16 protein-coding genes, 1 tRNA gene and 1 riboswitch are annotated in these 25,867 nt (G+C 72.1%); of the genes, 7 read left to right on the top strand and 10 right to left on the bottom strand.

The window, feature by feature from the left end:
- Positions 1-438: 438 nt before the first annotated feature.
- The gene (locus ACFW9O_RS08800) at positions 439-996 is read right to left on the bottom strand and encodes a MarR family winged helix-turn-helix transcriptional regulator (protein ID WP_383183230.1); all 558 of its coding nucleotides are present in this window, start codon (positions 994-996) and stop codon (positions 439-441) included.
- A 142-nt stretch (positions 997-1,138) separates the two neighbouring features.
- Here ACFW9O_RS08800 and ACFW9O_RS08795 point away from each other — a divergent pair, with 142 nt between their 5' ends.
- On the top strand, positions 1,139-2,437 hold the full coding sequence (locus ACFW9O_RS08795; protein ID WP_384606647.1) for an MFS transporter: 1,299 nt from the start codon (positions 1,139-1,141) through the stop codon (positions 2,435-2,437).
- On the opposite strand, the gene ACFW9O_RS08790 is transcribed toward ACFW9O_RS08795, so the two are convergent.
- Together ACFW9O_RS08790 and ACFW9O_RS08785 are read right to left on the bottom strand one after the other, a co-directional pair.
- On the bottom strand, positions 2,431-4,113 hold the full coding sequence (locus tag ACFW9O_RS08790) for a SpoIIE family protein phosphatase (RefSeq protein ID WP_351167039.1): 1,683 nt from the start codon (positions 4,111-4,113) through the stop codon (positions 2,431-2,433). The genes ACFW9O_RS08795 and ACFW9O_RS08790 overlap by 7 nt on opposite strands.
- A 348-nt stretch (positions 4,114-4,461) precedes the next feature.
- Positions 4,462-5,877, bottom strand: a complete 1,416-nt coding sequence (locus tag ACFW9O_RS08785; protein ID WP_351167037.1) for an NAD(P)/FAD-dependent oxidoreductase — start codon at positions 5,875-5,877, stop codon at positions 4,462-4,464.
- A 383-nt stretch (positions 5,878-6,260) separates the two neighbouring features.
- Between ACFW9O_RS08785 and ACFW9O_RS08780 the strand changes: the two genes are divergently transcribed.
- Positions 6,261-7,049, top strand: a complete 789-nt coding sequence (locus ACFW9O_RS08780) for a helix-turn-helix domain-containing protein (RefSeq protein WP_351167035.1) — start codon at positions 6,261-6,263, stop codon at positions 7,047-7,049.
- Positions 7,050-7,291: 242 nt separating this feature from the next.
- Positions 7,292-9,325 (top strand): sigma-70 family RNA polymerase sigma factor, encoded by a 2,034-nt coding sequence (locus tag ACFW9O_RS08775; RefSeq protein ID WP_384606595.1) that lies wholly within the window; start codon positions 7,292-7,294, stop codon positions 9,323-9,325.
- On the opposite strand, the gene ACFW9O_RS08770 is transcribed toward ACFW9O_RS08775, so the two are convergent.
- Positions 9,312-12,557: an ATP-binding protein gene (locus tag ACFW9O_RS08770; RefSeq protein ID WP_384606592.1), complete on the bottom strand. Its 3,246-nt coding sequence runs from the start codon at positions 12,555-12,557 to the stop codon at positions 9,312-9,314. The two genes, ACFW9O_RS08775 and ACFW9O_RS08770, sit on opposite strands and share 14 nt — an antisense overlap.
- A gap of 181 nt (positions 12,558-12,738) precedes the next feature.
- Positions 12,739-14,850, bottom strand: coding sequence for an asparagine synthase-related protein (locus ACFW9O_RS08765; protein WP_384606590.1), 2,112 nt, complete (start codon positions 14,848-14,850; stop codon positions 12,739-12,741).
- 934 nt (positions 14,851-15,784) lie between these two features.
- Between ACFW9O_RS08765 and ACFW9O_RS08760 the strand changes: the two genes are divergently transcribed.
- From ACFW9O_RS08760 to ACFW9O_RS08745, 4 genes are all read left to right on the top strand, one after another.
- Complete coding sequence (locus ACFW9O_RS08760) at positions 15,785-17,269, top strand: sporulation protein (protein ID WP_351167027.1); 1,485 nt, start codon at positions 15,785-15,787, stop codon at positions 17,267-17,269.
- A gap of 132 nt (positions 17,270-17,401) precedes the next feature.
- Positions 17,402-18,658: an L-2-hydroxyglutarate oxidase gene (gene lhgO / locus ACFW9O_RS08755; RefSeq protein ID WP_351167025.1), complete on the top strand. Its 1,257-nt coding sequence runs from the start codon at positions 17,402-17,404 to the stop codon at positions 18,656-18,658.
- Positions 18,651-19,478, top strand: a complete 828-nt coding sequence (trmB, locus tag ACFW9O_RS08750) for a tRNA (guanosine(46)-N7)-methyltransferase TrmB (RefSeq protein WP_384606586.1) — start codon at positions 18,651-18,653, stop codon at positions 19,476-19,478. The genes lhgO and trmB overlap by 8 nt, the downstream gene beginning before the upstream one ends.
- Before the next feature lie 70 nt (positions 19,479-19,548).
- On the top strand, positions 19,549-21,021 hold the full coding sequence (locus ACFW9O_RS08745) for a PrsW family intramembrane metalloprotease (RefSeq protein ID WP_384606583.1): 1,473 nt from the start codon (positions 19,549-19,551) through the stop codon (positions 21,019-21,021).
- 19 nt (positions 21,022-21,040) lie between these two features.
- Here ACFW9O_RS08745 and ACFW9O_RS08740 read toward each other — a convergent pair whose 3' ends face one another.
- The 5 genes from ACFW9O_RS08740 to ACFW9O_RS08720 form a co-directional block, all read right to left on the bottom strand.
- Positions 21,041-21,985, bottom strand: a complete 945-nt coding sequence (locus ACFW9O_RS08740) for an aldo/keto reductase (RefSeq protein ID WP_384606580.1) — start codon at positions 21,983-21,985, stop codon at positions 21,041-21,043.
- A gap of 215 nt (positions 21,986-22,200) precedes the next feature.
- Positions 22,201-23,238 (bottom strand): M23 family metallopeptidase, encoded by a 1,038-nt coding sequence (locus ACFW9O_RS08735; protein WP_384606577.1) that lies wholly within the window; start codon positions 23,236-23,238, stop codon positions 22,201-22,203.
- Positions 23,239-23,249: 11 nt separating this feature from the next.
- A riboswitch (cyclic di-AMP (ydaO/yuaA leader) is annotated at positions 23,250-23,402 on the bottom strand.
- A 234-nt stretch (positions 23,403-23,636) separates the two neighbouring features.
- Positions 23,637-24,794 (bottom strand): PP2C family protein-serine/threonine phosphatase, encoded by a 1,158-nt coding sequence (locus ACFW9O_RS08730; protein WP_384606575.1) that lies wholly within the window; start codon positions 24,792-24,794, stop codon positions 23,637-23,639.
- A 130-nt stretch (positions 24,795-24,924) separates the two neighbouring features.
- Positions 24,925-25,671 carry a MerR family transcriptional regulator gene (locus tag ACFW9O_RS08725; protein WP_384606572.1) on the bottom strand — a complete coding sequence of 249 codons (747 nt, stop codon included), beginning with the start codon at positions 25,669-25,671 and terminating at the stop codon, positions 24,925-24,927.
- Positions 25,672-25,785: 114 nt separating this feature from the next.
- Positions 25,786-25,859: transfer RNA gene (locus ACFW9O_RS08720), tRNA-Met, on the bottom strand.
- Between the last annotated feature and the right edge of the window lie 8 nt (positions 25,860-25,867).

Genomic DNA, 25,867 nt, shown 5'->3' with positions numbered 1-25,867 from the left:
GTCCCGTTTCACCGGGGCCCTCCGGGCGCTTCCCTTCGTTCTTGCGTTTCCGACTCTATCAGACTCTTTCGTGTCCGATTCCCGGTCGAAGCGGGGCTGCTTTCCAGTTCTTCGCTTTCGCGTTTCCCTTTCCGGCGAGTCCGACTCTATCAGATCCTTTCGGGCCTGATTCCCAGTCAGTGGGGCTTGTCTTCCCGGCTGTTGGGCCGTTCCGACACCCAAACTCTAGCGGGTTTCCTCCGCGACTCATAATCGAGTCTTCGAATTGAATTTCGGCATGCCGAAATTCTCCCCGGCGGGAGATCGTGCTGAGTTTGGTTGCCGCATTCGCGGCGGGATCGGCTGCCTCGGGACCGTTCCGGCTCCGTGGCAACTCGGAGAACCTTACGGATCAGGGAGGGGTGTGTCAACCCCTCCCTCGGGAGGCCCTCGGCCCCATCAGTCCAGGTCGGTGAGCCGGCCGCCGGCGTCCGGCTGGGCGTGCTCCACACGCCGCAGGAGGCGGATCAGCATCTCGCCCAGGACCCCGCGCTCGTCTCCCGAGAGGTCCTGGAGAAGGTCCTCCTCGAAGTCGGTGGCCATCCGCATCGCCTCGAGCCACTTCGTCCGACCCTCGTCGGTCAGCTCGACGATGACGCGCACCCTGTTGTTCTCGTCCCTGTCCCGGGTGACCAGGCCCTCGCCGGCCATCCGGTCGATCCGGTGGGTCATCGCGGCCGGGGTGAGACCGAGTCGCTTCGCCAGCTCGCCGGGGCCGAGCCGGTACGGGGCGCCGGCCAGGACGAGGGTTTTGAGGACCTCCCACTCGGCATTGCTGATTCCGAGGGCGGCGACCTGCCGGCCGTACGCGACGTTCATCCGGCGGTTCAGCCGGCCCAGCGCGGAGACGACCTGCTCGACCTGCGGGTCGAGGTCGCGGAATTCGCGCTGGTAGGCCGCGATCTGCTCATCGAGGCTCGGCTCCTGGAGCTCGGGCTGCTCGGGGGTGTCAGACATGGCGGGCAGTATCGCACGCTCTCCATCGCCATCGAAGTCCTTCTATGTGTAGCGTTAAGGTTCTAATTTTAGTGCTAAAGTCTACGAGTCTGTGTTCTTCAAGGTTCTTCGAAGTCTGAGGTAGGTGAGTGTGACCAGGGAGATGGGTGCAGCGCTGCGGCGGATCCAGGTGGGGAGCGCGCTGAGCGCGTTCGGCCTCGGGTTCACCGTTCCGTATCTGTACGTCTACGTGGCGCAGGTCCGGGATCTTGGCTCCGGTACGGCAGGTGTCGTACTGGCTGTCTTCGCCATGGCAGCGCTGGCGGTTCTGCCGTTCACGGGGCGGGCCATCGATCGCCGCGGGCCGCTGCCCGTACTGATCGTCGCCGCCGGCCTGGCGGCCGTGGGCGCTGCGGCGCTTGGTGTGGCGGGCAGTGTGACGACCGCGGTGCTGTCGGCTGCCGTCCTCGGAGCCGGTACGGCGGTCATGCAGCCGGCACTCGCCACGATGCTGGTGTGGTGCTCGAGCACGGCCACCCGTACCCGCGCCTTCGCCACGCAGTTCTTCCTGCAGAACCTGGGCCTCGGCGTCGGCGGGCTGGTCGGCGGGCAGATCGTCGACGTCGACGACCCGTCGAGCTTCACCCTGCTCTTCCTCATCGAGGCGGTCATGTTCGTCGTGCTCGCGGTGGTCGCGGCCACCGTGCGCATGCCCCGCACCCCGTCCATCTCCGGGGCCCTGCCCACCGACGGCTCCGCCCCCGGGTCCGGGCTGCGGGTCCTGCTCTCCCACAGGGCCATGGTCCAGCTGTGTGTCCTCGGCTTCGTGCTCTTCTTCGCCTGCTACGGACAGTTCGAGTCCGGGCTCGCGGCCTACGGCACCGAGGCGGCCGGGATCGAACCGTCGACCCTGGGCATCGCGCTGGCCGCCAACACGGCCGTCATCGTCGTCGCGCAGTTCGTCGTGCTCCGTCTCGTGGAGCGCCGGCGGCGCAGCCGGGTCATCGCGTGGGTCGGTCTGATCTGGGCGTTCGCCTGGATCGTGGCCGGATACGCGGGCCTGGGGCACGGCAGCCAGACCATGGCCACGGCCGCGATGATCTCGACGTACGCCCTGTTCGGGCTCGGTGAGTCGATGCTGTCGCCGACGGTGGCGCCGCTCGTCGCCGACCTGGCGCCCGAGGCGATGGTCGGTCAGTACAACTCGGCGTTCGCCCTGGTGAAGCAGCTGGCCCTGGCGGTCGGACCGGCCGTGGGCGGGCCCATGGGGGCGACGCTGCACGGGCTGTACATCGTGACGTTCGTGCTGTTCTCGCTGGGCATCACCGTGCTGGCCCTGAGACTGGGCCGACAGCTCACTCCCGTACAGGACAAGCCGTCGCTCGTAACGGTGCCGTCGCGAGTGGTGGCGGTGTCACTCCCGGAAGGCGGGCCGGTGACCGCTCCCGCCAACGCTCACTGAGGAAGCGCGAACTCGCACCAGACCGCTTTGCCGCCGCCCGGTGTGCGGCGGCTGCCCCACGACGAGGCGATGCTCGCGACGATGGAGATCCCGCGTCCCGCCTCGTCCGCGGGTTCGGCTCTGCGGCGGCGCGGCAGGTGGTCGTCGCCGTCCGTCACCTCGATGATCAGGCGGCGGTCCGTGCGGCGCAGGCCCAGACGCATGGGCGGGGTGCCGTGCTGGAGCGAGTTCGCGACGAGTTCGCTCGCGGCGAGCACCCCCAGGTCGCACAGTTCGACGGGGAACCGCCAGGAGGTCAGGACCCCGGTGGCGAAGGCGCGGGCACGGGGAGCGGCTTCGACGCCGCCGAGCAGATCGAGCGAGGCGTTGTGGAACAGCTCCGCGTTCGTCCCCGTGCGGGCGGGGTGCTGCACCACCAGGACCGCCACGTCGTCGTCGTGCTCGGCGGTCACCCCCAGGGAGCGGATCAGCCGGTCGCAGACCACCTGGGGCGACCCCTTGGCACCGGACAGCGCGCGCTCCAGGGAGGCGACGCCCTCGTCGATGTCCTCGCTGCGGCGTTCGACCAGGCCGTCGGTGTAGAGCACGGCGGTGGAGCCGGGCGGCAGGGCGATCGTCCCCGAGGTGTGAACCCAGCCGCCGGTGCCGAGCGGGGGTCCGGTCGGATCTTCCGCGCGGTGCACCGTGCCGTCCTCGTCGCACACGAGGATCGGGAGGTGGCCTGCGGAGGCGTAGACGAGATGCCCCTCGTTGGGATCGTGGACCGCGTAGACGCACGTGGCGATCTGGCTGGCGTCGATCTCGGCCGCGATGACGTCGAGGAGCTGGAGCACCTCGTGCGGCGGCAGGTCCAGGCGTGCGTAGGCGCGGACCGCGGTGCGCAGCTGGCCCATGACGGCGGCGGCACGGACACCGCGCCCCATCACGTCGCCGATCACGAGGGCCGTGCGGCCCGCGCCGAGGGTGATGACGTCGTACCAGTCGCCGCCGACCGCAGCATCCGTGCCACCCGGCTGGTACGTCGCGGCGATCCGCAGGTCGTCGGGCTGTTCGAGGTCCTGCGGGAGCAGGGAGCGCTGGAGTGTCACGGCGGTTTCGCGGTGGCGGCGTTCGCTGGCGCGGAGCCGTTCCGCCGCTTCGGCGTGGTCGGTGACATCGGTGGCGTAGACGAGCACGCCCTTCTCGCCCGGGGCGCTCTTCGTGTGCTCGGGATCGTCGGCGGCCACGGGTGTGCAGGTCACGGTGTACGAACTGCCGCCCTGGACCTTTCGGGACTTCACCGTGCGGGGCGTGCCGCTGCGCAGGACCTGGTCCATCAGGGGCAGCAGGCTGAGCTCGGTGAGCTCGGGCATGGCGTCCACGGCGCGCACGCCGCAGGGGCGGGGGCCGAATGCCGCCGTGTAGGCGTCGTTGACGTAGGTGATGCGGTGCTCGGGGCCGTGCAGCAGGGCGACCGGGGCGGGGAGCCTGCCGAGGATGTCGCGGGCCGAGAGGGTTTCGTGAGCGGCGCCCGGGGGCGTGGCAGCGGGCGTTTCCGGTGTGGTGTCCGGCGGCGTGGGTGCGTTCTTCGGCCGGGCGGACTCGGCGCGGGCGGCGGGTACGGAACTGTGGTCGTCCCGCGCGGCGGTTCTACGCTGCGTTCCGGGAAGGCGGGCGCTCCAGCGCGTGAAGTTCACGGAATTTCTGGCCTCGTGTGTCGGTCTGGTCCGCTCGGGCGAGCTGCTTCTTCTGCCGGTTTCTGTGCCGGTTCCTCTGCCGGTGCAGGGGCGTCCGGGGCCGGACCCCCGGGAAGGCGCAGCCGGGCCTCTTCGTGCTGTCGATCGTCGCTTTCGGTCACTGTAGGTGACTGTCGGCCGGGTCACTCTGTGCAGGTGTGGGCCCACCTATGGTCACACGCCCAGTGTGACCGACCGTACTGACAGTTGTGGTTCGGCTGTCCGTCCGGTGGCTGAACTGCGGCCGTCGTACAGCGGGAGAACCGCTGTCCGCAGCGGTCGGAGGGCGCGGACCAGGGAGCCGGGAGATCAACCGGACGTCTTCGGCGGACTGTCGTCCTTCGGCGGGTTGTCCTCGGGACGTGTCCGGTTTCCCTCGCTTCCGGGGTGTCCCGGGTGGGCGTGGCCGCCGGCCGCGAGGGCGAACTCGGCGCGCGGGTGTTCGAGCGAGCCGAGGGAGACGATCTCGCGTTTGAAGAGTCCTGCCAGGGTCCATTCGGCAAGGACGCGCGCCTTCCGGTTGAAGGTGGGCACCCGGCTGAGGTGGTACGTGCGGTGCATCAGCCAGGCCGGGTAGCCCTTGAGCTTGCGGCCGTAGACGTGGGCGACGCCCTTGTGCAGCCCCAGCGAGGCGACGGATCCGGCATAGGAGTGCCGGTAGTCCTTGACCGGTTGTCCGGCGAGCGTGGCGACGATGTTCTCGGCGAGGACCTTGGCCTGCCGTACCGCGTGCTGGGCGTTCGGCGCGGTCTCCCTGTCCGGCTCGGAGGAGGTGAGGTCGGGTACGGCCGCCGCGTCACCGGCGGCCCAGGCGTGCTCGACGCCCTCGACGGAGAGCGCGGCGGTACAGCGGAGCCGGCCGCGCTCGGTGAGGGGCAGGTCGGTGGCGGCGAGGAGCGGTGCGGGCTTGACGCCGGCCGTCCACACGAGCGTCCGGGTCGGGAAGCGGGAGCCGTCGCTGAGCACCGCGACCCGGCCCTCGCAACTGTCGAGACGGGTGTCGAGGCGTACGTCGATGTTGCGGCCCCGCAGTTCCCGGACGGCGTACTTCCCCATCGCCTCGCCGACCTCGGGCAGGATGCGGCCGGTGGCCTCGACCAGGATCCATTTCAGGTCCGCGGGCTTGATGTTGTGGTAGTACCGCGAGGTGTAGCGGGCCATGTCCTCGAGCTCGGCGAGCGCCTCGACGCCCGCGTAACCGCCTCCGACGAAGACGAACGTGAGGGCGGCGTCGCGGATGGCGGGGTCACGGGTGGCGGAGGCGATGTCCATCTGTTCGATGACGTGGTTGCGCAGGCCGATGGCCTCCTCGACGGTCTTGAAGCCGATACCGAAGTCGGCGAGGCCGGGGACCGGCAGGGTGCGCGAGACGGATCCGGGCGCGACGACGATCTCGTCGTACGGGATCTCGACGGCGCCCGTGCCGTCCTCACCGGTGGCGAGGGTCGTCACGGTCGCGGTGCGCTTGGCGTGATCGATGCGCTCCGCCTCACCGATGACGATCGTGCAGTCCTTGAGGACCCGGCGGAGCGGTACGACGACGTGCCGGGGCGAGATCGAGCCGGCCGCCGCCTCGGGCAGGAACGGCTGATACGTCATGTAGGGCTCGGGCGTGACCACCACGATCTCGGCGTCGCCGCTCTTCAGTCTCTGCCGCAGCTTCCGCTGGAGACGCAGCGCCGTGTACATCCCGACGTAGCCACCGCCTACGACGAGAATGCGCACACTTGGCCGGGTGCCGGGGGTCGTCCGCCGGGAATCTGGAGCCATCACCATCCCATGACGCACCGGAGTCCGGTGTTTGTCCACAGGCCCGACAAATTGTGTGACCGGAGCTCTTCGATCACCGGGTGACGCCCGCGCGCCGGGCATTTCGGCAAGCGTGCAGGTCAGGCAGGTCGGGAGAGCCTGGGAAGAGGGGACGAATCAGGGGCCAACCGGTCCTTGCTCCGATCGGGGGGCGCTCCGTGCGGAACTACCCCCTTCTGAATTGACCCGGGCTCAACTATGTTCGTACCCCGTCGGGGTGTCGGATTCGGACGATGATCCGCACACCGACTGACACGGCGGGAAGTCTCCGGGGGGAGACGTCATAACCGGGGGAAGTTATGCACATTCAGGATTTGCATGGGCAGACCGCTGTCGCCTCTTCTACGGAGGGCCACGGGCGGCTGACTGCGGTAGGAGCGGTAGGAACGGTCGCCGCGGCGGGGAACACACCCCGCTCGGCGCCTCTCCGCGTGGACGCACAGCGCAATCTGGAACACGTCCTGCGCGCCGCACGTGAGGTGTTCGGCGAGCTGGGTTACGGCGCGCCGATGGAGGACGTGGCGCGGCGCGCCAGGGTCGGGGTCGGCACGGTCTACCGCCGGTTCCCGAGCAAGGACGTGCTGGTACGACGGATAGCCGAGGAGGAGACCTCCCGGCTGACCGATCAGGCGCGGACCGCTCTGGGGCAGGAGGAGGAGCCCTGGTCGGCGCTCTCCCGTTTCCTGCGGACCTCCGTGGCGTCCGGTGCGGGGCGGCTGCTGCCTCCGCAGGTCCTGCGGGTCGGGGCCGACGCGGACGAGCACGGCACGGCCGGTCAGGGCGAGACGCGGGTCCCGCACCAGCGGCAGGGAGTGGGCCAGGCCGATCTCCGGGTGGTTCCACCGCGCCCGTCGGCCGAGGAGGAGTTCGACGACGACTCGGGTGCGGCCGAGCTGCTCGAGGTCGTGGGCAGGCTGGTCGACCGGGCGCGTGAGTCCGGTGAGCTGCGGGGCGATGTGACGGTGGCCGATGTGCTGCTGGTGATCGCCACGGCGGCTCCGGCCCTGCCGGATCCGGCTCAGCAGGCCGCGGCTTCGGCACGGCTGCTGGACATCCTGCTGGAGGGTCTCCGCTCCCGTCCCGCGTAGGCATACGGCCGGTGTCCGTCCAGCACTCCGTCCGGCGCCGGACGGACACCGGTACGCCCGCATCCGCACCCGACGACCGGGAGCAGGAGTCGTCGGCGCTTCCCCCCGGGGTGACGCCGCGGCCCCTGTACAGCAAGACACCCCGGACGAGTGGTTGACGGGACTGAAGGGTTCGTCGCGACGACGCTCTGTGGCACGCTTGCCCGGTATTCGGGTCCGAAGTGCATACGGGGGCTTCCGCGATGAGCGGTGACGGGCAGCAGGAAGAGCCGTTCGACGATATCGCTGCCGGAGGCGGTGGCACGGATACCGGTGTGCCGTCCGGTCACGTGCCGGGCCAGGCAGGCTCCGGAAACCGCGAGGACCGGCAGGAGCGGACCGAGGGCGGCACTGTCCTGCCCGGCCCCTGGCCGGCACCGCCCGATGTCACCACAGGCCCCGGGGCGGATCCTTCCGGGGAACACGACGCGGGCCACGCGGCGGATACGGGTACGGAGACCGGTGTGGCGTTCGCCGTGCCGCTGCAGCGTGAGGGCCGCGGCGGTTCCGCCGAACTCGCGCCCTCGGACGCCCAGTTGATCCTGGGTATGCGGACCGGCGACGACCGGGCGTACGAGGAGCTGTTCCTCCGGCACTCGGGAGCCGTACGCCGGTACGCCCGCACCTGCTGCCGCGACGCGCACACGGCCGACGACCTGACGGCCGAGGTGTTCGCACGGACACTTCAGGCGGTGCGCGGCGGGAAGGGGCCGGAGGAAGCGGTCCGGGCGTACCTCATGACCGCTGTCCGCCATGTCGCCGCCGCCTGGACGAAGAGCGCGAAGCGGGAACATCTCGTCGAGGACTTCGCGGTGTTCGCCGCGCAGGCCACGCGTTCCTCCGAGCTCTCCGACGCCGACACCCTCGATCTCGGCGCCGATGTGATGGCCATGCACGAGGCGGACCGGTCGATGGCGATGCAGGCGTTCCGCAGCCTGCCGGAGCGCTGGCAGGCCGTGCTGTGGCACACCACCGTGGAGGAGGAGTCGCCGAGCGAGATCGCCCCGCTGTTCGGGCTGTCGGCAAACGCCACGGCGGTACTGGCCGTCAGGGCACGCGAGGGGCTCAAGCAGGCCTATCTGCAGGCGCACGTGAGCGAGACCCTGACGTCCGGGGGAGACTGCGCGCAGTACGCCGACCGGCTCGGTGCCCATGCCCGGGGCGGCCTGCGGACCAGGGCCGAACGGGGGCTGCGCAAGCATCTCGACGAGTGCGCGAAGTGCCGTGTCGCCGCAGGTGAACTGGCCCATGTGAACGCGGGGATTCCGGCCCTGCTCCCGGTCGCCGTCATCGGCTGGTTCGCCGCCGGCTACGCGGTCAAGGCCGCCGGCATCGTGGCGGGCGGGGCAGCCGGTGCGGCCGGAGCCGGAGCCGCCGCGGCGGCGACGGGCAGCACGGCTTCCGGCGGCACGGCCGGCGGTGCCGCGGCCGAAGGGCTCGGCGCGCCGGCGAAGGCAGGCATCGCTGCGGCGGTCGCCGTGGCGGCCGCCGCCGGACTGGTGTGGGCGCTCGTCGGTGACGACCGGCCCGCCCCGGAGGCACCACCTGTGGCGAAACCGCCGGCGGTCGCCCCGGCGGTGCCCGCGCCCGCTCCCCCCTCGAAGCCGAAGCCTCCGGCACCGGCCGCACCGGCACCCGAAGCTCCCCCGGAGCCGACGCCCACGCCCACGCCGAAGCCTCAACCCACGCCCACACCCACGCCCACGCCCGAGCCGCCGCCCGCTCCGAAACCCACGCCCGCTCCCGAGCCCGCCCCGCCGAAGCCGCCGGCACCGGAGCCTCCCCCGCCACCGGCTCCCGAGGTCTACCAGGTCAGCGAGTTGAAGTACTCCGTCCTCGGCGACCACAGCGAGCCGGAGATCGTGCTGAGTGAGAGCCGGGGGGCGGTCTGGCAGCGTTCCGGGCTGTCGATCGGCTCCACGACGTACGCCCACGGGGTGACCGTCCACCCGCGCTCGTCCTTCACCGTCCGGCTGAACCGCGAGTGCACCACCTACGAGGCGATGGCCGGTGTCGACGATCTGACCAAGTGGACCGGCGCGATGCGCTTCTCCGTGTTCAACGGCGACGGTGCCCGGTTGTGGCGGTCGCCGGTGATGCGGGGCGGTGACCCTGCCGTCGCCCTGCGCGTCGGTATCGCCGGCCAGCGGACGATCAGGCTCGTCGTGGAGCCCACGGAGCCGTTCGGCGCGGCGGCACTGGCCGACTGGGCGAACTCGAGGATCAGCTGTCGCTGAGTTCGTCGGTGATGCCGGTCAGGAGGTCCACCGCCTCCTGCGGGGTCAGGGCGCTGCCTGCGGCGCGCTCCGCGTCGTACAGGAGAGGCCCCAGCTTCTCGCGCAGCTCCTCCAGCACCTCTGCCACCTCCGCCTCCTCCAGCACCGACCGCGGACCTCTGCCCCGCCAGGTGCGGGAGGCCGCGAGGAGGCGGGCCGCCGCCGCGTACTGTCCGAGCCGCGGCAGTGTGATGCCCGCCGCCTCCCCCAGATAGGCGGTGAACACATGCGCGCAGTTGGCTTGGACTGCCATGCGGAGGCCGTCGGTGATGCCGCGCAGTCCGACGGCGGGCCCGCCTGACGGTTCGTACACGCTGATGCGGGCCGACAGGCACAGGAGGGCCGCCGCGAACTGCGGGGGCGGGCCGTAGACCTGCGCGCCGCGCGCCGAGTCGGCGAAGCGCCGCGCCGCCGGGATCTCCCCGGCCGACAGGGCGATCGAGGCCCGCAGGAAGTTCACGAAGGCGTGGGCGTCCAGCACGTGCTGCCGTTCGGCTTCGGCCTCCGCCTCGTCCAGTCCCTTCCTGGCCGCGTCCAGGTCACCGGTCAGGTAGTCGAGTTCGGCGAGGCGGCCGAGCAGGAACGGGGCCTCCGCGTGGGCGCCGACCTCCCGTGCCAGCTCCAGCGCCTCCTGGTAGGCGACGCGGGACTCGTCGTACCTCCCCCGCATCATTCCCGCCTCCGCGGCGGCGCTGGCTACCTGGGCGCGCAGGTAGCGGTCGCCGATGCGCCGGCTCAGTGTGCGCAGCTCGGCGAGGTCCTCGTCGATGCCTGTCATCCCGTGCGGTGTGTCGACGAGCATGTGGGTACGGAACATCAGGGTGACGCCGTACTCCCAGTCGCCGCCGTACGCACGGGTGTTGACGACGGTCGCGTCGAAGTGCCCGCGCACGTCCTCCGTGAACTCGCCGCGCATGTACGAGGTCAGCGGCCAGAACAGTCCCGGGAAGCGGGCGGCCTGCGGGCCGCCGGATCCGAAGGCCTCGGTCACACAGCTCACCAGTGCGTGGATCTCTTCGTCGTCCCGGGTCTCCTCGATCGCCCTGGTCTCCATTGTGAGGAAGAACCGCAGCATGTGCAGGTGCTTGCGGGGCCAGTAGCGGGGGTCCGTGGGATCGTCCGGGTCCTCGCCGAGTCCGGCGGCCCGGTCGGCCCAGGCCGCACCCTCGTTGCGGAAGTTGCGCAGCCACCAGAACCAGCCCATGTTCAGGACGAGTCGCAGCGCGTCCCGCTCGGACGGTTCGGTGACGACCGTGCGGTGCAGGGCCGCGCGGATGTTGTCGAGGTCCGCCTCCAGCCGACTGATCCACGGGAGCTGCGCACCGGAGCGGAGCAGGGGGTCGGCCTTCTCGGCCAGTGCGGCGAAACAGGCGGTGTGTGCCGCAGCCGCCGCGGCCCGTACGTCCGGTGTCTCGGCGGCGCGCTCGGAGGCGTACTCGTGGATGGTCTCCAGGAGGCGGTAACGCATCTCGCCGGCGTCGGTGGGGGTCGCGACGACGAGGGACTTGTCGACGAGCGCGCCGAGCAGGGACGCGGCGTCCGGGCTTCGGGTCACCGCCTCGGCGGCGCTCAGGTCCCAGCCGCCCGCGAAGACCGAGATCTGCCGCAGGACGGTGCGCTCGTCCTCCGAGAGGAGGTCCCACGACCAGTCCACGACCGCCCGCAGGGTCTGCTGACGGGGCAGAACGGTGCGGCTGCCGCTGGACAGCAGACGGAAGCGGTCGTCCAGGCGGTCCGCGATCTGGCGCGGCGTGAGCATTCTCAGCCGGGCGGCCGCCAGTTCGATGGCGAGCGGAAGCCCGTCGAGCCGCCGGCAGATCTCGGCGATGACCCGGGAGTCCTCGGCGTCCTCTCCTTCCGTCCCCTCGCCGGGGCGGAAGTCGGGGCGCACCGCGCGGGCCCGTTCGGCGAAGAGGCGGTGGGCGGGGTGCGGCGGCAGCGGACCCAGCGGGCGCACGGCCTCGCCCGGTACGCCGAGGGGTTCGCGGCTGGTGGCGAGGATGCGCAGCCGCGGGCAGTGCGTGAGGAGGGTCTCCGCGAGTGCTGCCGCCGCGTCGATGACGTGCTCGCAGTTGTCGAGCACCAGGAGGAACGGGCGGTTCCGCGAGCGGTGGGAGAGGTGTTCGACGAGCCGTTCGGTGGGGTCCGCGGCCACGGTGGGCCGGTCGTGGGCGCTGTCCCGCAGGAGGGTCGTCTCGCGCAGCCCGAGGGCGGAGAGTACGGCTCCGGGTACCGCGGAGGGGTCGTCCAGCGGGGCGAGTTCGGCGATCCAGGCGCCCTGGCCCGCCGCGGACTCCTCGGCCAGCCGGGTCTTCCCCGAGCCGCCCGGGCCGATGAGGGTGACGAGGCGGGCACGGGTCAGGTCGGCGCGGATCGCCAGGAGTTCCGGCTCCCGGCCGACGAAGGAGGTGAGCCTGGGACGGAGGTTGCCTTCCGGGGGGTGCGGGTCTGCCGGAGTTCCGAGGGCCGAGGGCCCCGTGTGGTCGAGGAGCTCTCGGTGCAGGGCGGTGAGTTCCGGACCCGGGCCGGTGCCCAGACCGTCCGCCAGGGCCCGGCGTGCCTCCTCGTACGCGACGAGCGCGTCGGCCTGTCTTCCCTCGGCGCGCAGGGCACGGAGCAGCTGCGCGTGCAGGGGCTCGTTGTAGGGGTGGGCGGCTGTGAGCTCTCTGAGCTCGGGTACGAGGCCTCCAGGAACACCGCGCCGGAGGTCGGCCTCGATGCGCTGCTGGATCGCCGCCGTCCGGTCGGCCTCGGCCCGTATCCCGTGGTCGCGCTCGCGGAGGTCGGCGAGCGCGGGTCCGCGCCACAGGGCGAGCGCGGCGCGCAGGGTGCGGGCCGCGGACTCGGGGTCGCCGGAGTCGAGTTCGGCGGCTCCCTGGCGGGCCAGCCGCTCGAAGACGTACAGGTCGACGTCGTCGCGGCCGGCTTCGAGGCGATAGCCGCCGGGAGTGCCGGTGACGGCCTCGCGGCCCAGGGCGCGCCGCAGCCTGCCGACGAGGGCCTGGAGGGCGGCCGGCGCGTCGTTCGGGGGATCACCGGCCCATACGTCGTCGACGAGCGCGGCGACGGAGACGGGGCGGCCGGCGCGCAGGGCGAGTGCGGCGAGGAGGGCGCGCAGACGCGTACCGCCTACGGGCAGCGGGCCGCCTTGCTCGTCTCGCGCCTCCGTGGCGCCCAGGATCAGGTACTGCACCGGCCCATTGTGTCCGGTGCGGGTCCTCCGGAGCGCGGGACTTTGTCCTCGAACGCCCGACGGGCCGGACTGCGGGCTGAACCGCGGGGCGGTCCGGGGGCGACGTGCCGGGCCCTCGGCCCGCGTGGAGCTCCCCCGGGCACCGGTCCGCGGCCCGCGTGGAGCGCCTCGGTTTCCGGTGTTACGGCTGGAGCGTCCTGCGGGACGGGACCACGCCGCCGGCGACTGCCCGTTGGCGCGGGGCCGCCGTGCCCGTCCAGCAGGTGCCCCGACGGGTGACCAGGCGGCGGAGCCAGAGTTCCGTGGAGGCGAGGTCGGCCAGGCCGTCCAGGGGAAGCGGTTCGCCTTCGGACGCCGCACGCAGTGCCTTGCGTACGACGCGGGCCTCGATCAGGCCCGCGTCGGCGAGCAGGGGCGCGTCGAAGAGCGCGATCAGGTCCGGAAGAGCGGCGCGCAGGCCGAGGCGGCCCGCCGCGGCCGAGGTGGCCTGGGACGGGGTGCCCCAGCCGGGCGGCAGGTCGTGGATGCCCGCGCCCGCGAGCACCCTGCGCAGGATCGCCGCCCGGGCTCCCGGCTGGACGCGCAGCGATTCGGGGAGTGCCCTGGCCGCCCGTACGACCTGGTTGTCGAGGAACGGGGCGTGCAGCCGCTGGCTGCGGATCTCCGCGGCCTGTTCCAGGATCCGGTGGTCGGCCGCGTGCCGGGCCAGTGCCGCGCGGGCGCGGGCCTCTCCCGGGCGTTGCACCGACGTCGGCCGGATCGCCGCCTCCTGCAGCCGGACCGCCACTTCCGCGAGCGCCTCCCCGGTGAGCCAGCGTGCGGCGGGGCCCGGACGGGACCAGGCGAGGGAGGCGAGGGAGGCATCTGCCGGGGTGTCGAGGTCGGGCGCGTAGCGGTTGGCGTCCGGCAGCAGGCCGGCCGCTGTTTCGAGGCCGGTGCGGTACGAGGTGCGGGCGAGCCGGCGGGCAGCGCGGTAGACGGCCAGCGGGACGAACAGGGAGTGCGCGGAGGGCCCTTCGGCCTTGGCGAGGGCGGCGACGGGGCGCAGCAGGTGGCGTCTGCGCCGGTCCATGAGCAGGTCGGCCAGGCGGGCGGGGTGGGCGTCGAGTACCTGCCGGGCGCCGTGACCGACGAAGTGGTCGGCGCTGCCCGCGGCAAGGCGGCGGCGGTGGCGCTCGGCGACGACGAGGGAGGGGGCGGGTTCGTCGGTGAGCGGGCCGCTGTCCAGTGCCGCGTAGGGGAGGGCCTCTTCGCCTGCCGCGACGACCACGTGGTGCAGGCGGGGGTTGGCGGCGATGACGCGGGCGCGTTCCAGCTCGTCCTCGCGGCCCTTCGTGGAGAGGTCGTTGAACGTGACCGCCAGCAGGCGCTCGCCGGCCCCGGTGCCGTGGCCGAGGACGGTACCGGGCAGCCCGGGGAGTCCGGCGGCCAGCAGGGCGAGGGTGGCGGAGGCGCTGCCTCCGGAGAGGTCGGAGCCGATGCCGGGTACGGGCGCCCCGCGGGCGGCGCGGCGTTCGGCGGGTCCCATGCCGGGGACGGGTCCGGGGTCGGGCGGCAGGGTCTCCGGGGCGTGGCGCGGGGCGGTCAGCCGGGCGCGTACGGCTTCGACGAGCGCGTCCCGTACGCCCTCGACGGCGCTGACCGGGTCGACCTGGGGGGCCGCCACGGCGAGGGACGCCACCGCTTCGTATCCCGTGATCTCGCGGGAGCCCTCCCGGAGGATGAGCGCGTGGCCCGGCGGGACCCGCTTCACTCCGGCGTACGGCGTGCCGTTGCCCAGGGCTTCCGGTGTCTCCGGACAGGCGAGCAGCGCGGCCAGGTGACCGATGTCCAGCTGGGCCTCGATGAGGTCGGCCAGCGGAAGGGCGGCGGTGGCGTACGCGGTTCCGTTGGCCCACGGCGTGTGGAAGACGGGGCGGGCTCCGGCGATGTCGCCGGCGACGGTGATGCGGCGGCCGATCTGGACGACGGCCGTGTAGCTGCCGGGCCAGGCGGTGAGATGGCGCAGCGCCCCGCCGCGGGCGGCGAGCAGTCCGACGCGGAGCTGTTCGTCGGTGGCCCCGCAGCAGCCGAGGACCGCGAGGCGGGTGGTGGGCGCGCCCTCCTGCGTCGCGACCTTGATGACGCGGATCTCGTCGGGGCGCCAGTCGCCGACCGCCCAGAGCGGATCAGGGTCGCCCCAGAGGAGTTGGGAACCCACGGGATGGACGGTCCGTCCCTCGCCGTGGTTGCCGACCGCACCTACGGTGCCGAAGCTCGCGGCGATACTGCTCCACCCCACCAACCAACGCATCGCCGCCTCCACAGGCTGTGGACGAACCGGCGTACCAGGACACGCGAACGCCGCTGCGGGACATGCTGCCACGACAAAGGCGCCCGGGAGGGGGTACGGGCAGCGCACGCCGGAAGTGCATGCGCCCCTGGCAAAGGCCCGGCGGAGCCCGTGACAACCGAACCGGTGCTTCAGGGAGTTGTGGTGTCCGGCCCCGGAACCGGGCCGCGCCCCGGCCGCTCCGCGGAACAGGTGGAATCCGGCCATAGCCGGACCGCTCCCCAACACGTCGGCCGACCGGCGTTATTCGGCCATTCTCTGATCGCGGCACAACCGCGCGTTTCGCCTACGGGGGCTTCGCGGACGGTCCGGGATCACATCGGCCGGCGCATCCCCCCGGTGCGCCGGCCGACCTGTCCCGCCCCCCGACCGGCTGCCGTTCAACACACAGTCCGGGAGGTGTTCGCCACCTCCCGGACCGGTTCGCCGCCCGCGGGGATTGGGGCGGCGGTCTCCCCCAGCCCGCTGAGTCCAGTGCAGCGGGCCGACCCACGCAGCACCAATGGAAGCGCTCCCGTACCGGCCGGACCAGAGCGCACGGCCGGGCGCACGGCCACACACCAGGAGCACGGCGGACACCTCCGCGGCCACGTCCCGGGCCCGCGCGGCGTGCCGCCCGCCCCCGGGCGCGCATCCGGCGCCGGGACGGACAAGGACCGTACAGTCCGCCCGCACGCACAACATTCCCGCCATACGGACGTCTGCCCCTTAACGGTAGGGATGCGGCGAACTACGCTGGGTTTACTGATGTTCTCGGCAGGGCGGCATATTCCACGGGGCTCGGCCAAATGCGTGTGCGGCCGGAGTGCCCGGGACCGTACCTGGGGAGAACACGGTACGAATGCCGCGCGCCTCACGGTGACGCGGCTGCCGTCTGTGTGTCGAGGGGTGGCGCATGTCCAGGGAGCAACGCGGGCCGAACGAGAAGCTCGGCACGGTTCTCGCCCTCGCGGGAATCAGTAACGCCGGGCTCGCCCGGCGGGTCAACGACCTCGGAGCGCAGCGCGGTCTGACTCTTCGCTACGACAAGACCTCGGTGGCCCGCTGGGTCGCCAAGGGCATGGTGCCGCAAGGTGCCGCGCCCCATCTCATCGCGGCGGCGATAGGGGCCAAACTCGGCCGTCCGGTGCCGCTGCACGAGATCGGGCTCGCGGACGCCGACCCGGCGCCGGAGGTCGGTCTGGCCTTCCCGCGCGATGTGGGCGAGGCGGTGCGGTCGGCGACGGATCTGTACCGGCTGGATCCGGCCGGGCGCAGGGGCGGCGGGATCTGGCAGTCGCTGGCGGGCTCCTTCGCCGTGAGCGCGTACGCGACGCCCGCGTCGCGATGGCTGATAACCCCCGCCGATCCGTCGGTCGCGCGGGACCCGACGGCGGCCGAGGCCGCGATCCTCGGCGCACCCGGGGCGCAGGGCGGGGTGCCCGCCCAGCCGGGCCCGGACGCGTCGTCCGACGTGTCGCCCCTGCGCGTCGGCCACAGCGATGTGGCCAAGCTGCGCGAAGCCGCCCAGGACGCCCGCCGCTGGGACTCCAAGTACGGCGGAGGGGACTGGCGTTCCTCCATGGTCCCGGAGTGCTTACGGGTGGACGCCGCACCTCTGCTCCTCGGCTCGTACAGCGACGAGGTGGGCCGGGCCCTCTTCGGCGCATCGGCCGAGCTGACCCGGCTCGCCGGGTGGATGGCGTTCGACACCGGCCAGCAGGAGGCCGCGCAGCGCTACTACATCCAGGCACTGCGGCTCGCCCGCGCCGCCGCCGACGTACCGCTCGGCGGATACGTACTGGCGTCCATGTCCCTGCAGGCCACCTACCGCGGCTTCGCCGACGAGGGCGTGGACCTGGCGCAGGCGGCGGTCGAGCGCAACCGCGGTCTCGCCACCGCGCGGACCATGAGCTTCTTCCGCCTCGTGGAGGCCCGCGCCCATGCGAAGGCGGGCGACGCACCGGCTGCGGGGGCCGCGCTGAAGGCGGCGGAGAGCTGGCTGGAGCGTTCCCGGGCCGGCGATGCCGACCCGTCGTGGCTCGGTTTCTACTCGTACGACAGATTCGCCGCCGACGCCGCCGAGTGCTACCGCGACCTGAAGGCCCCGCGGCAGGTGCGGCGCTTCACGGAGCAGGCCCTGTCCAAGCCGACGGAGGAGTTCGTCCGCTCCCACGGGCTGCGGCTCGTCGTGTCGGCGGTCGCGGAGCTGGAGTCGGGCAACCTGGACGCGGCGTGCGCGGCCGGGACGCGGGCGGTGGAGGTGGCCGGACGCATCTCCTCGGCGCGCACCACGGAGTACGTACGCGATCTGCTGCACCGCCTCGAACCGTACGGGGACGAGCCCCGTGTGGCCGAGCTCCGGGAACGGGCCCGGCCGCTTCTGGTGGCCCCGGCGTAGGGCGGAACGCCGTAACGCCCCGGTATGCCCGGACCGGGGGACGGCTGCGGGACCACGACTCGCCACGCCCCCGCCTCCCCTGGTTTGAGCCCGTTGTCAGTGGGTCAGTGCACTATCGGGGTGGGAGGTGGCGTGATGACGCACGCGGCGTACGACTGCGATGTGCTGGTGATCGGCGGCGGGATCGTCGGTCTGTCGACCGCGTACGCGCTCACGCGTACCGCGCCCGGCACCCGGGTCACCGTGCTGGAGAAGGAGTGGGGGCCCGCCCGCCATCAGACGGGACGCAACAGCGGGGTGATCCACAGCGGCATCTACTACCCCCCTGGCTCCCTCAAGGCACGCTACGCCGTGCGCGGCGCCGCCGAGATGGTCGACTTCTGTGCGCGTCACGGCATCACGCACGCCGTGACCGGAAAGCTGATCGTCGCGACCGACAGCGGCGAGCTGCCCCGCCTGCACGGCCTGGTCCAGCGGGGGCGGGAGCACGGACTGCCGGTCCGGGAGCTCGGCCCCGCCCAGATCGCGGAGTACGAGCCGCAGGTCCGCGGGCTCGCGGCGATCCGGGTCGGGACGACCGGGGTGTGCGACTTCGGGGCGGTGGCCGCACGGCTCGCGGCCGAGGTGAGCGGGGCGGGCGGGCAGGTCCGGTTCGGTGCGGAGGTCGTCGCCGTCGACCGGCGCCCCTGGGGTGTCGCCGTGCGGACGGCCGACGGGCAGGTGGTCCGCGCCCGGGTGCTGGTCAACTGCGCGGGGCTGCACAGCGACCGGGTGGCACGGCTCGCGGGCGACGACCCCGGCGTACGGATCGTGCCGTTCCGCGGGGAGTACTACGAGCTGGCGAGGCCGGAGCTGGTGCGCGGCCTGGTCTACCCGGTGCCGGACCCGGCGTTCCCGTTCCTCGGGGTCCATCTGACCCGGGGTGCCGACGGCACGGTCCACGTCGGGCCGAACGCGGTGCCGGCGCTGGCCCGTGAGGGATACGGCTGGCCCGTCGTCCGCCCCCGTGAGCTGGCGTCCACCCTGAGCTGGCCGGGTTCCTGGCGGATCGCCCGGCAGCACTGGCGGTACGGGGCGGGCGAGGTGCACAGATCCCTGTCGAGGAAGGCGTTCACCCGGGCCGTCCAGCGACTGCTGCCCGAGGTGACGGAGGACGATCTGCGGCCGTCCCCGGCCGGGGTCAGGGCTCAGGCGGTGCTGCGGGACGGCACGCTGGTGGACGACTTCCTGATCCGCGAGGCACCGCACACCGTGCACGTACTGAACGCGCCGTCGCCCGCCGCCACGGCTTCGCTGCCCATCGGGAGGGAGGTGGCGCGACGGGCCCTGCTGCGGGCACGCGCGACGGGATGGAAGCCGCCCGCCGTAGAATCCGGTCATTGTGTCTGAGCCTGTGAACCCCACCCCCAAGACGCCCGGCACCCCCGCGGACGCGGATGCCGAGGCCCGGCGCGCAGCATCCTTCGAGCGGCAGCGCAGACTCCGTCAGGAGCCCCGTTTCCCCGGCGGACCCGCTGCCGACCCGGCAGGATCCCACCACGAGCGCCGCATCCGCAGCTTCCAGCCGCGCCGCAGCCGTGTCACCGCCGGCCAGGAGGACGCCCTCCAACGGCTGTGGCCGAAGTGGGGCCTGGACATCGACGGCCTCCGCGTCCTCGACCTGCCCGAGCTGTTCGACGGCCTCCCGGTGGTCCTGGAGATCGGCTTCGGCATGGGCGAGGCCACCGCGCAGATGGCGGCCGACGACCCCGGCACCGGCATTCTGGCCGTCGATGTGCACACCCCGGGCCAGGGCAATCTGCTCGGTCTCGCCGACCGGGCAGGGCTGTCCAACATCCGGGTCGCCAACGGTGACGCGATCATCCTGCTGCGCGAGATGCTGGAGCCGCAGGCGCTGGACGGGCTCCGGGTGTACTTCCCCGACCCCTGGCCCAAGAAGCGGCACCACAAGCGCCGGCTGATCCAGCCCGAGTTCCTCGACCTGGTGGCACAGCGGACGAAGCCGGGCGCGGTGATCCACTGCGCGACGGACTGGGAGCCGTACGCGGAGCAGATGCTCGAAGTGCTGACGGCCCACCCCCTGTTCGAGAACACGCAGGCGGACGGCGGCTTCGCGCCACGGCCCGAGTTCCGGCCGCTGACCCGCTTCGAGGGGCAGGGCCTGGACAAGGGGCACGTCGTGCGGGACGTGCTCTTCACCCGTCGCTGATCAGCCACTGAACGGCGCCGGCCGCTGCGCACCATGGCCAGGTGTCAGTCCCCCTCGTTAGGGTCATCGGGTGTCCGAGGGGTACGAGCAGCACCAGCAGCCGGCCGTCCCGGTTCTCGAGGAGCAGCGGCTCGACGAGTTCCTGGGCGCCGTCCCGGAGCGCGGCCAGTGGCGATACCGGCCGCGCCGCGTCGGCATGGTGTGGCGCAGCAAGGCGTTCCGCGCCGGTGCGGTGATCGTCGTGCTCGCTCTGTGCGGCCTGCTGATCCTGTCCATGGTCCGCGAACAGACCGGCACCCAGGGTTTCCTTGTCGGGCTGGGGCTGGCCGTCCTGCCCGTGCCGCTGCTGATGGCCGCGTTCCGTTGGCTCGACCGGGTCGAGCCGGGCCCCTGGCGCAATCTGCTGTTCGCCTTCGCCTGGGGAGCGTGCGCCGCCGCGCTGGTGGCGATCATCGCGAACACGTTCGCGACCCGGTGGATCGCCACGGCCACCGCCGACCCGGCGAGCGCCGACACCCTGGGGGCCACGGTGATCGCGCCGGTCGTGGAGGAGAGCGCCAAGGCCGCCGCCGTCCTGCTGATATTCCTGTTCCGCAGACGGGAGTTCAGCGGTGTCGTGGACGGGATCGTGGTCGCCGGGTTCACCGCGACCGGGTTCGCCTTCACCGAGAACATCCTCTACCTGGGCAACGCCTTCGGCGAGGACCAGGAGCTGGGCACCACGGGCCTCGCGTCGGTGACGGCGGGGACCTTCTTCGTGCGGGTGGTGATGTCGCCGTTCGCACACCCCCTGTTCACCGTGCTCACCGGCATCGGCTTCGGGGTCGCGGCAGTCGCAGGGCGGCGCCACCGGGTGCGCCGGGTCCTGCTGCCGGTCCTGGGCCTGCTCCTCGCCATGGGGATGCACGCCCTGTGGAACGGCTCGTCGGCCTTCGGCCCGTACGGCTTCTACGCGGTGTACGGGGTGTTCATGGTGCCGGTCTTCGGCCTGGTGACCTGGCTGGCCGTCTGGACGCGCCAGCGCGAACTGCGCACCCTGGCCACCGAGCTGCCCGTCTACGCGGCGGCCGGCTGGCTGACTCCCGCCGAACCCCTGTCTCTCGCCTCGATGCGGGCCAGGGGCATGGCCCGCGACATGGCACGGCACTGGCACGGAACCACCGACCGGGCCCGGGGCAAGGCCGCGGCACAGGCGGTCGCGGAGTACGAGGCGTTCGCGACGTCCCTGGCGGTGCTGCGCCGGCGAGCCCGCCGCGACACACCCGGCCCGGACTTCGCCGAGCGCGAGCAGGAGCTGCTGCACCACCTGTGGCAGCGCCGGGAGGTCGCCGGCCCTGCCCTGACGTACGCGGCCCACGCGACGGGCCGGTTCCGCGCCCGGCGCGGCACGGCCCCGGTCGCGGTCCCGTCCCCCCGCAGGTTCCCGCAGCAGCCCGCTCCGTATCCGCAGCAGCAGCTCCCCGCACCTCACCGGCACTACGGCGGGTACAACCCGTATCTGCACGACGGCCACCAGCGGGACAGCCGCCCACCCTCCGCGTAGCCCGGCGGGTGGTGAAGTGTCAGGCGGATGCCTCGTCGAGGTCCGCGAGGTCCACGTCGGTCAGCCGCAGGTCTGCCACCGCCACCAGTGCGGGCAGCTGCCCGACCGTGCGGGCGGACGCGATCGGCGCGGCGACGGTCGGCCGGGCGGCGAGCCAGGCCAGCGCGACCGTGGCGATCTCCGCGTCGTGCTCCTGGGCCACCCTGTCGAGCGCGGCGAGCACCTTGCGGCCGCGTTCCGACTCCAGGTGCCTGGCCGCGCCGTCGGCCCGTGCGCTCTCGACCGCTGTGCCGGGCCGGTACTTACCGGTGAGGAAGCCGGAGGCCAGTGCGAAGTACGGGACGGCGGCGAGGCCCGCCTCGGCCGCCGTGTCCTGGAGCTCGCCCTCGTAGGTGTCGCGCGAGACGAGGTTGTAGTGCGGCTGCAGCGCGACATAGCGGGCGAGGCCCTCGCGCTCGGAGAACTCCAGGGAGGCCCGGAGCCGCTCGGGGCTGATGTTGGAGGCGGCGATCTCGCGCACCTTGCCGTCCTTCACCAGCTGGTCGAGCGCGGTGATGATCTCCTCCACGGGGACGGTCTCGTCGTCGAAGTGGGTGTAGTAGAGGTCGATGTGGTCGGTGCCGAGCCGGCGCAGCGAGGCCTCGGCGGCGCCCTTGATCGTCGCGCCGGCGAGCCCCTTGAACTCGGGGTGGGCGCCGACCTTGGTGGCGACGACGATGTCGGAGCGGTTGGAGCGCGACGCGAGCCACTTGCCGACGAGCGTCTCCGACTCGCCGCCCTCGTTGCCCGGGGCCCAGGCGGAGTACGAGTCGGCCGTGTCGATGAAGTTGCCGCCGGCCGCGGCGTACGCGTCCAGGACGGCGAAGGACCCGCCCTCGTCGGCCGTCCAGCCGAAGACGTTGCCGCCGAGTGCGAGCGGGAAGACCTGGAGGCTCGAGGAACCGAGTGTGCGGAGTGAAGTCATACCTGGAACAAACCAGTCCGCTCAGGCGACTATTCCGACGGATGCCGACCACGGGCAGACCGGCAGCCCTGACGTCGGGGGGGGTGCGCCAGGGCCGCCGGAGTTCAGGTGGGCCGTCCGTCCGGTACGGACGGGCTGTCCGCCCGCGCGAACGCTCGGCGGAGAACCGGCGAGGGCTCTGCGGACACACCGCGGAGCCCTCGGACCGGAAGAACTCAGATCGAGAGACCCTTGCTCCGCAGCCAGCTCATCGGGTCGATGCCCGAGCCGTCCGCGGTGTGGACCTCCAGGTGGAGGTGAGGGCCCGTCACGTTGCCGGTGGCACCGACGCGGCCGATGGTCTCACCGGTGGTGACCCGCTGGCCGGCGCTGACGTCCATCGAGGACTGGTGGCTGTACGAGATCTCCGTACCGTCGTCCAGCTCGATGACGGTGTGGTACCCGTACGAACCCGACCAGCCCGCCGACTTCACCGTGCCGCTGTGCACGGCCTTGATCGGGGTGCCCGTCGGCGCCGCGAAGTCGAGACCGGTGTGGTAGCCGGAGGACCACATCGAACCGGCCTGGCCGAAGGTCGAGGTGATCGTGTACGAGGAGGTCGGGAGCGCGTAGCTGGCGGCGAGCTTGGCGAGGCGCTCGGCCTCGGCCTTCTTCTTCGCCGCGACCTCCGCCGCCTTCTTCTCCGCTGCGGCCTTCGCCTCGGCGTCGCTCTGCTGCTTCGCGGCCTTGGCGGCGGCCTCCTCGGCTGCCGCCTTCTCCTCCGCGGCCTTGGCCTCGGCCTCGGCTCCGGCCTGCTGCTGCTCGGCCTGCTGGAGGATGCGGGCGCGCAGCGCCTCACCGGCGTTGCTCGTGCCCTGCTCGGCCTCGGCGGCCGTGATGCCGGCCGTGGTGAGCGGGGAGGCCGTGGCGACGGCACCGTTGTCCGCGGAGTCGTCCGACATGAACGCGCTCACGCCGGGCAGGGACTTGGCGTCGGGGAGATTGTCCGCGATGGAATCGGGAAGAGAGATGGAGACCGGCGGCTTGCTCTGCGCAGTGGCCATGCCACCCGCGCCGACGGCTGCGATGACGCCTACGCCGAGGACGGTGGAGCTACGGGCGAGGCCGCGCTGCTTGGCCACACGGTGCCTGCCGCGAACGGGACGGATGGACTCCTCGGTGGGGTTCCATTCCTCCCACGTCCTGTCCTCGCCACCGAGGGTGTCGGACCTGAAGGGTGACGGGGCCTCGGGGGCAGGCTGATTGGACGCCACGTGGGCGCACTCCTTTCCTTCCTTCTCGCCTACCGGGTTAGCTGACGGGTTCGGAGCAGGAAGGTCTCCTACGGGCCCCTCTGTCTCTCACGAGACACAGGTGTCCGATTCACCCCATGTAGGTGGTTCCCCGGTTTCCTTGCGGAATTCGGCGCTCGCGCACGGTGCCGCCTCTTGCGACGACTGGGACAACCGCGCTGCGTTATCGAACGTTAATAGACACCCGGGTCCGATTCCAAGCTGTTCCCGTTGATCATTCACAGCTTTGACGTGGACTTTCAGGGGATTAACGGTCCGAAACGGGCGAGTTGAGTATTCCCCGCCGGGGCATCAGTTTCTGACGTTGCGTCATATGTTATGCGGAGCGGTGTCCTTCGACTACGCACCGTGGCAACGACTCATCCATCGCCCCGCCCCACGATCTTCACAGTCGTCCGCCGCTCCGGCTGCCCCCGCGCGGGCCGGCCGACCGCGAGCAGCGCCATGTCGTCCACGGCATGGCCCCCCGTGTGCAGCCGCACGTCGTCGGTGAGCGCCGAGAGCAGTTCGTCGGGCCCCGGGAAGATCCGGCCGCGCAGCCGGGCCGCAGGGTCGTAGAAGACCCCGTCGGCGCCCCGCGCCTCGGAGAGGCCGTCCGTGAACACCAGGAGCGTCGATCCGGCAGGCAGCTCCCACTCGTCCGACCGGTCCGGCCACACCCCCAGGTCCATCCCGATCGGCAGCGCGGGCACAGTCGGCGCCAGCACCTCAAGCGCCCCGTCCCCGTGCAGCAGGATCGGCTCGGGGTGACCGCGGTTGACGATCCGCAACCTGCCCGAACCCGCCGGGATCTCGGCGAGCACCGCGGTGACGAACCCCTCCATGGAGTCGAGCCCGCCGCGTCGGGTCCCTTCCCGGGCCAGCGCCCTCTCCAGCCGCTGCGCCACACCCTCCAGCGACAGCTCCTGCTCGGCGGCCTCCCGGAACGCCCCGATCACCACCGCCACCGCCTCCACGGCGGCCAGTCCCTTGCCCCGTACGTCACCGACGACCAGCCGCACCCCGTGCGGGGTGTCCACGACGGCGAACAGGTCACCGCCGACGAACTCGTCCGCCTGCGCCGCCTCGTACCGCGCCGCGACCAGCAGCCCGCCGATCCGCTCGTCCGGCGTCGGGAGGACCGCGCGCATCGCGGTCTCCGCGATGACCCGGGCCGAGGCCAGCTGCTCGTTGCTGCGCCGGACGACTCCGTTGATGACGAGGGCGAGCACGGAGACGGTGACCAGGGTGAGCAGCTCGGTGACCGGGGCGACGTCCGAGATCGTGCCGTCGTACAACCGGATGGCCAGGACCGTCACGATCGCGGCCACGGCCGTACGGATCGTGCTCGCCAGCGAGAAGAACGGCGCGGCGATCAGCGGGGCCGCCGCGAACAGGGGGATCGCACTGACATCGGGCGGCGTACTGAGGTCGAAGACCACCCCGGCCGCGATCATCAGTGCGGGCAGCAGTCGTACGAACTGCCGGGTGCGGGCACCTCCAGCAGCTCCGCCGCGCCGCCTGTCCCGCTTCCCCACCTGTGCACTCCTGCCCGGTCCGCCCACGGCTGCGGACGGTACCGCGCTCCACCCAGGCTGGCCGGAGCCGCGCCGTGAGGCGACTCGTCGTCGGCCAAAGGGAGGAGCGCCGAGCGCCGCGCCCCGATGGTCAGTCGGAGAGCATGCGCTGCGCGTAGATCGTCAGTGCATCCCGTACGAAGACGGCGGTGCCGTCTCCGTACCGATCGTAGTTCTTCCCGAAGCGGGGATCGGCGACGTACATCTCCCCGAGGCCGATCACGTACGACCGGGTGGCCGTCGTGGTCACCGACAGCCACTCGCAGTGCCGCCGCGCGATGTCCTGCACCGGCTCGTCGGACGGATCCATGCCCGCTGCCCTGGCTTGCCCGTAGTCACGGGCGATGGCCTCGTGCGCGGCCTGGAAACTGTCGCGCTCCGCCCGGCTCAGCGAACGCCACCACCGGTCGCCCTTCTCGTACGCGTCCCGCCCCCAGCGCTCGGTGACCTCCTGCTCGTACACCGTGTGATCGAAGCCGTCGAACACTTCTTCGGCCATGAGCTCTCTTCCCTCCTCGGTCTTGTGGAGAGTGGTCCGCACCGAGGCGATCTGCCGCCCGATGCGCTCCCGCTCCTGCTCCAGCAGTCGCAGATGGGCCCGGAGCGCCACCGACGTGTCCCGCTGCCCCTCGAGTACGTCCTTGATGGCGGGCAGCGAGAGACCCAGCTCCCGCAGCAGCAGAATGCGCTGCAGCCGGACGAGGGCGTCCTGGTCGTAGTAGCGGTAGCCGTTGGACCCGATCCGGCTCGGCGCGAGGAGACCGAGATCTCCGTAGTGCCGGAGCGTGCGGCTCGTGGTGCCGGCTCTTCTGGCGATTTCCTGGATGGACCACTCCATGCCGAGAACGCTAGATCTTTACGTTGCGTCAAGGTCAAGCACGGCAGCCGCGGCGTACGGAGGCATACGACAGAGGCCCGGATCCTCGAAAGGATCCGGGCCTCTGTCTTTCAGTAGCGGGGACAGGATTTGAACCTGCGACCTCTGGGTTATGAGCCCAGCGAGCTACCGAGCTGCTCCACCCCGCGTCGTTGTG

The organism is Streptomyces sp. NPDC059499 (genome assembly GCF_042749285.1).
In the GTDB taxonomy this organism is placed as follows: domain Bacteria; phylum Actinomycetota; class Actinomycetes; order Streptomycetales; family Streptomycetaceae; genus Streptomyces.
This window is presented reverse-complemented; position numbering and strand designations above follow the sequence as displayed.

Bases quoted from the DNA above. Each gene is read 5' to 3' on its own strand.
- ACFW9O_RS08725 (WP_384606572.1), bottom strand. From the start codon at position 25,671: ATGGAGTGGTCCATCCAGGAAATCGCCAGAAGAGCCGGCACCACGAGC.
- ACFW9O_RS08775 (WP_384606595.1), top strand. From the start codon at position 7,292: ATGAGCGGTGACGGGCAGCAGGAAGAGCCGTTCGACGATATCGCTGCC.
- ACFW9O_RS08795 (WP_384606647.1), top strand. From the start codon at position 1,139: ATGGGTGCAGCGCTGCGGCGGATCCAGGTGGGGAGCGCGCTGAGCGCG.
- ACFW9O_RS08740 (WP_384606580.1), bottom strand. From the start codon at position 21,985: ATGACTTCACTCCGCACACTCGGTTCCTCGAGCCTCCAGGTCTTCCCG.
- ACFW9O_RS08780 (WP_351167035.1), top strand. From the start codon at position 6,261: ATGCACATTCAGGATTTGCATGGGCAGACCGCTGTCGCCTCTTCTACG.
- ACFW9O_RS08800 (WP_383183230.1), bottom strand. From the start codon at position 996: ATGTCTGACACCCCCGAGCAGCCCGAGCTCCAGGAGCCGAGCCTCGAT.
- ACFW9O_RS08765 (WP_384606590.1), bottom strand. From the start codon at position 14,850: ATGCGTTGGTTGGTGGGGTGGAGCAGTATCGCCGCGAGCTTCGGCACC.
- ACFW9O_RS08760 (WP_351167027.1), top strand. From the start codon at position 15,785: ATGTCCAGGGAGCAACGCGGGCCGAACGAGAAGCTCGGCACGGTTCTC.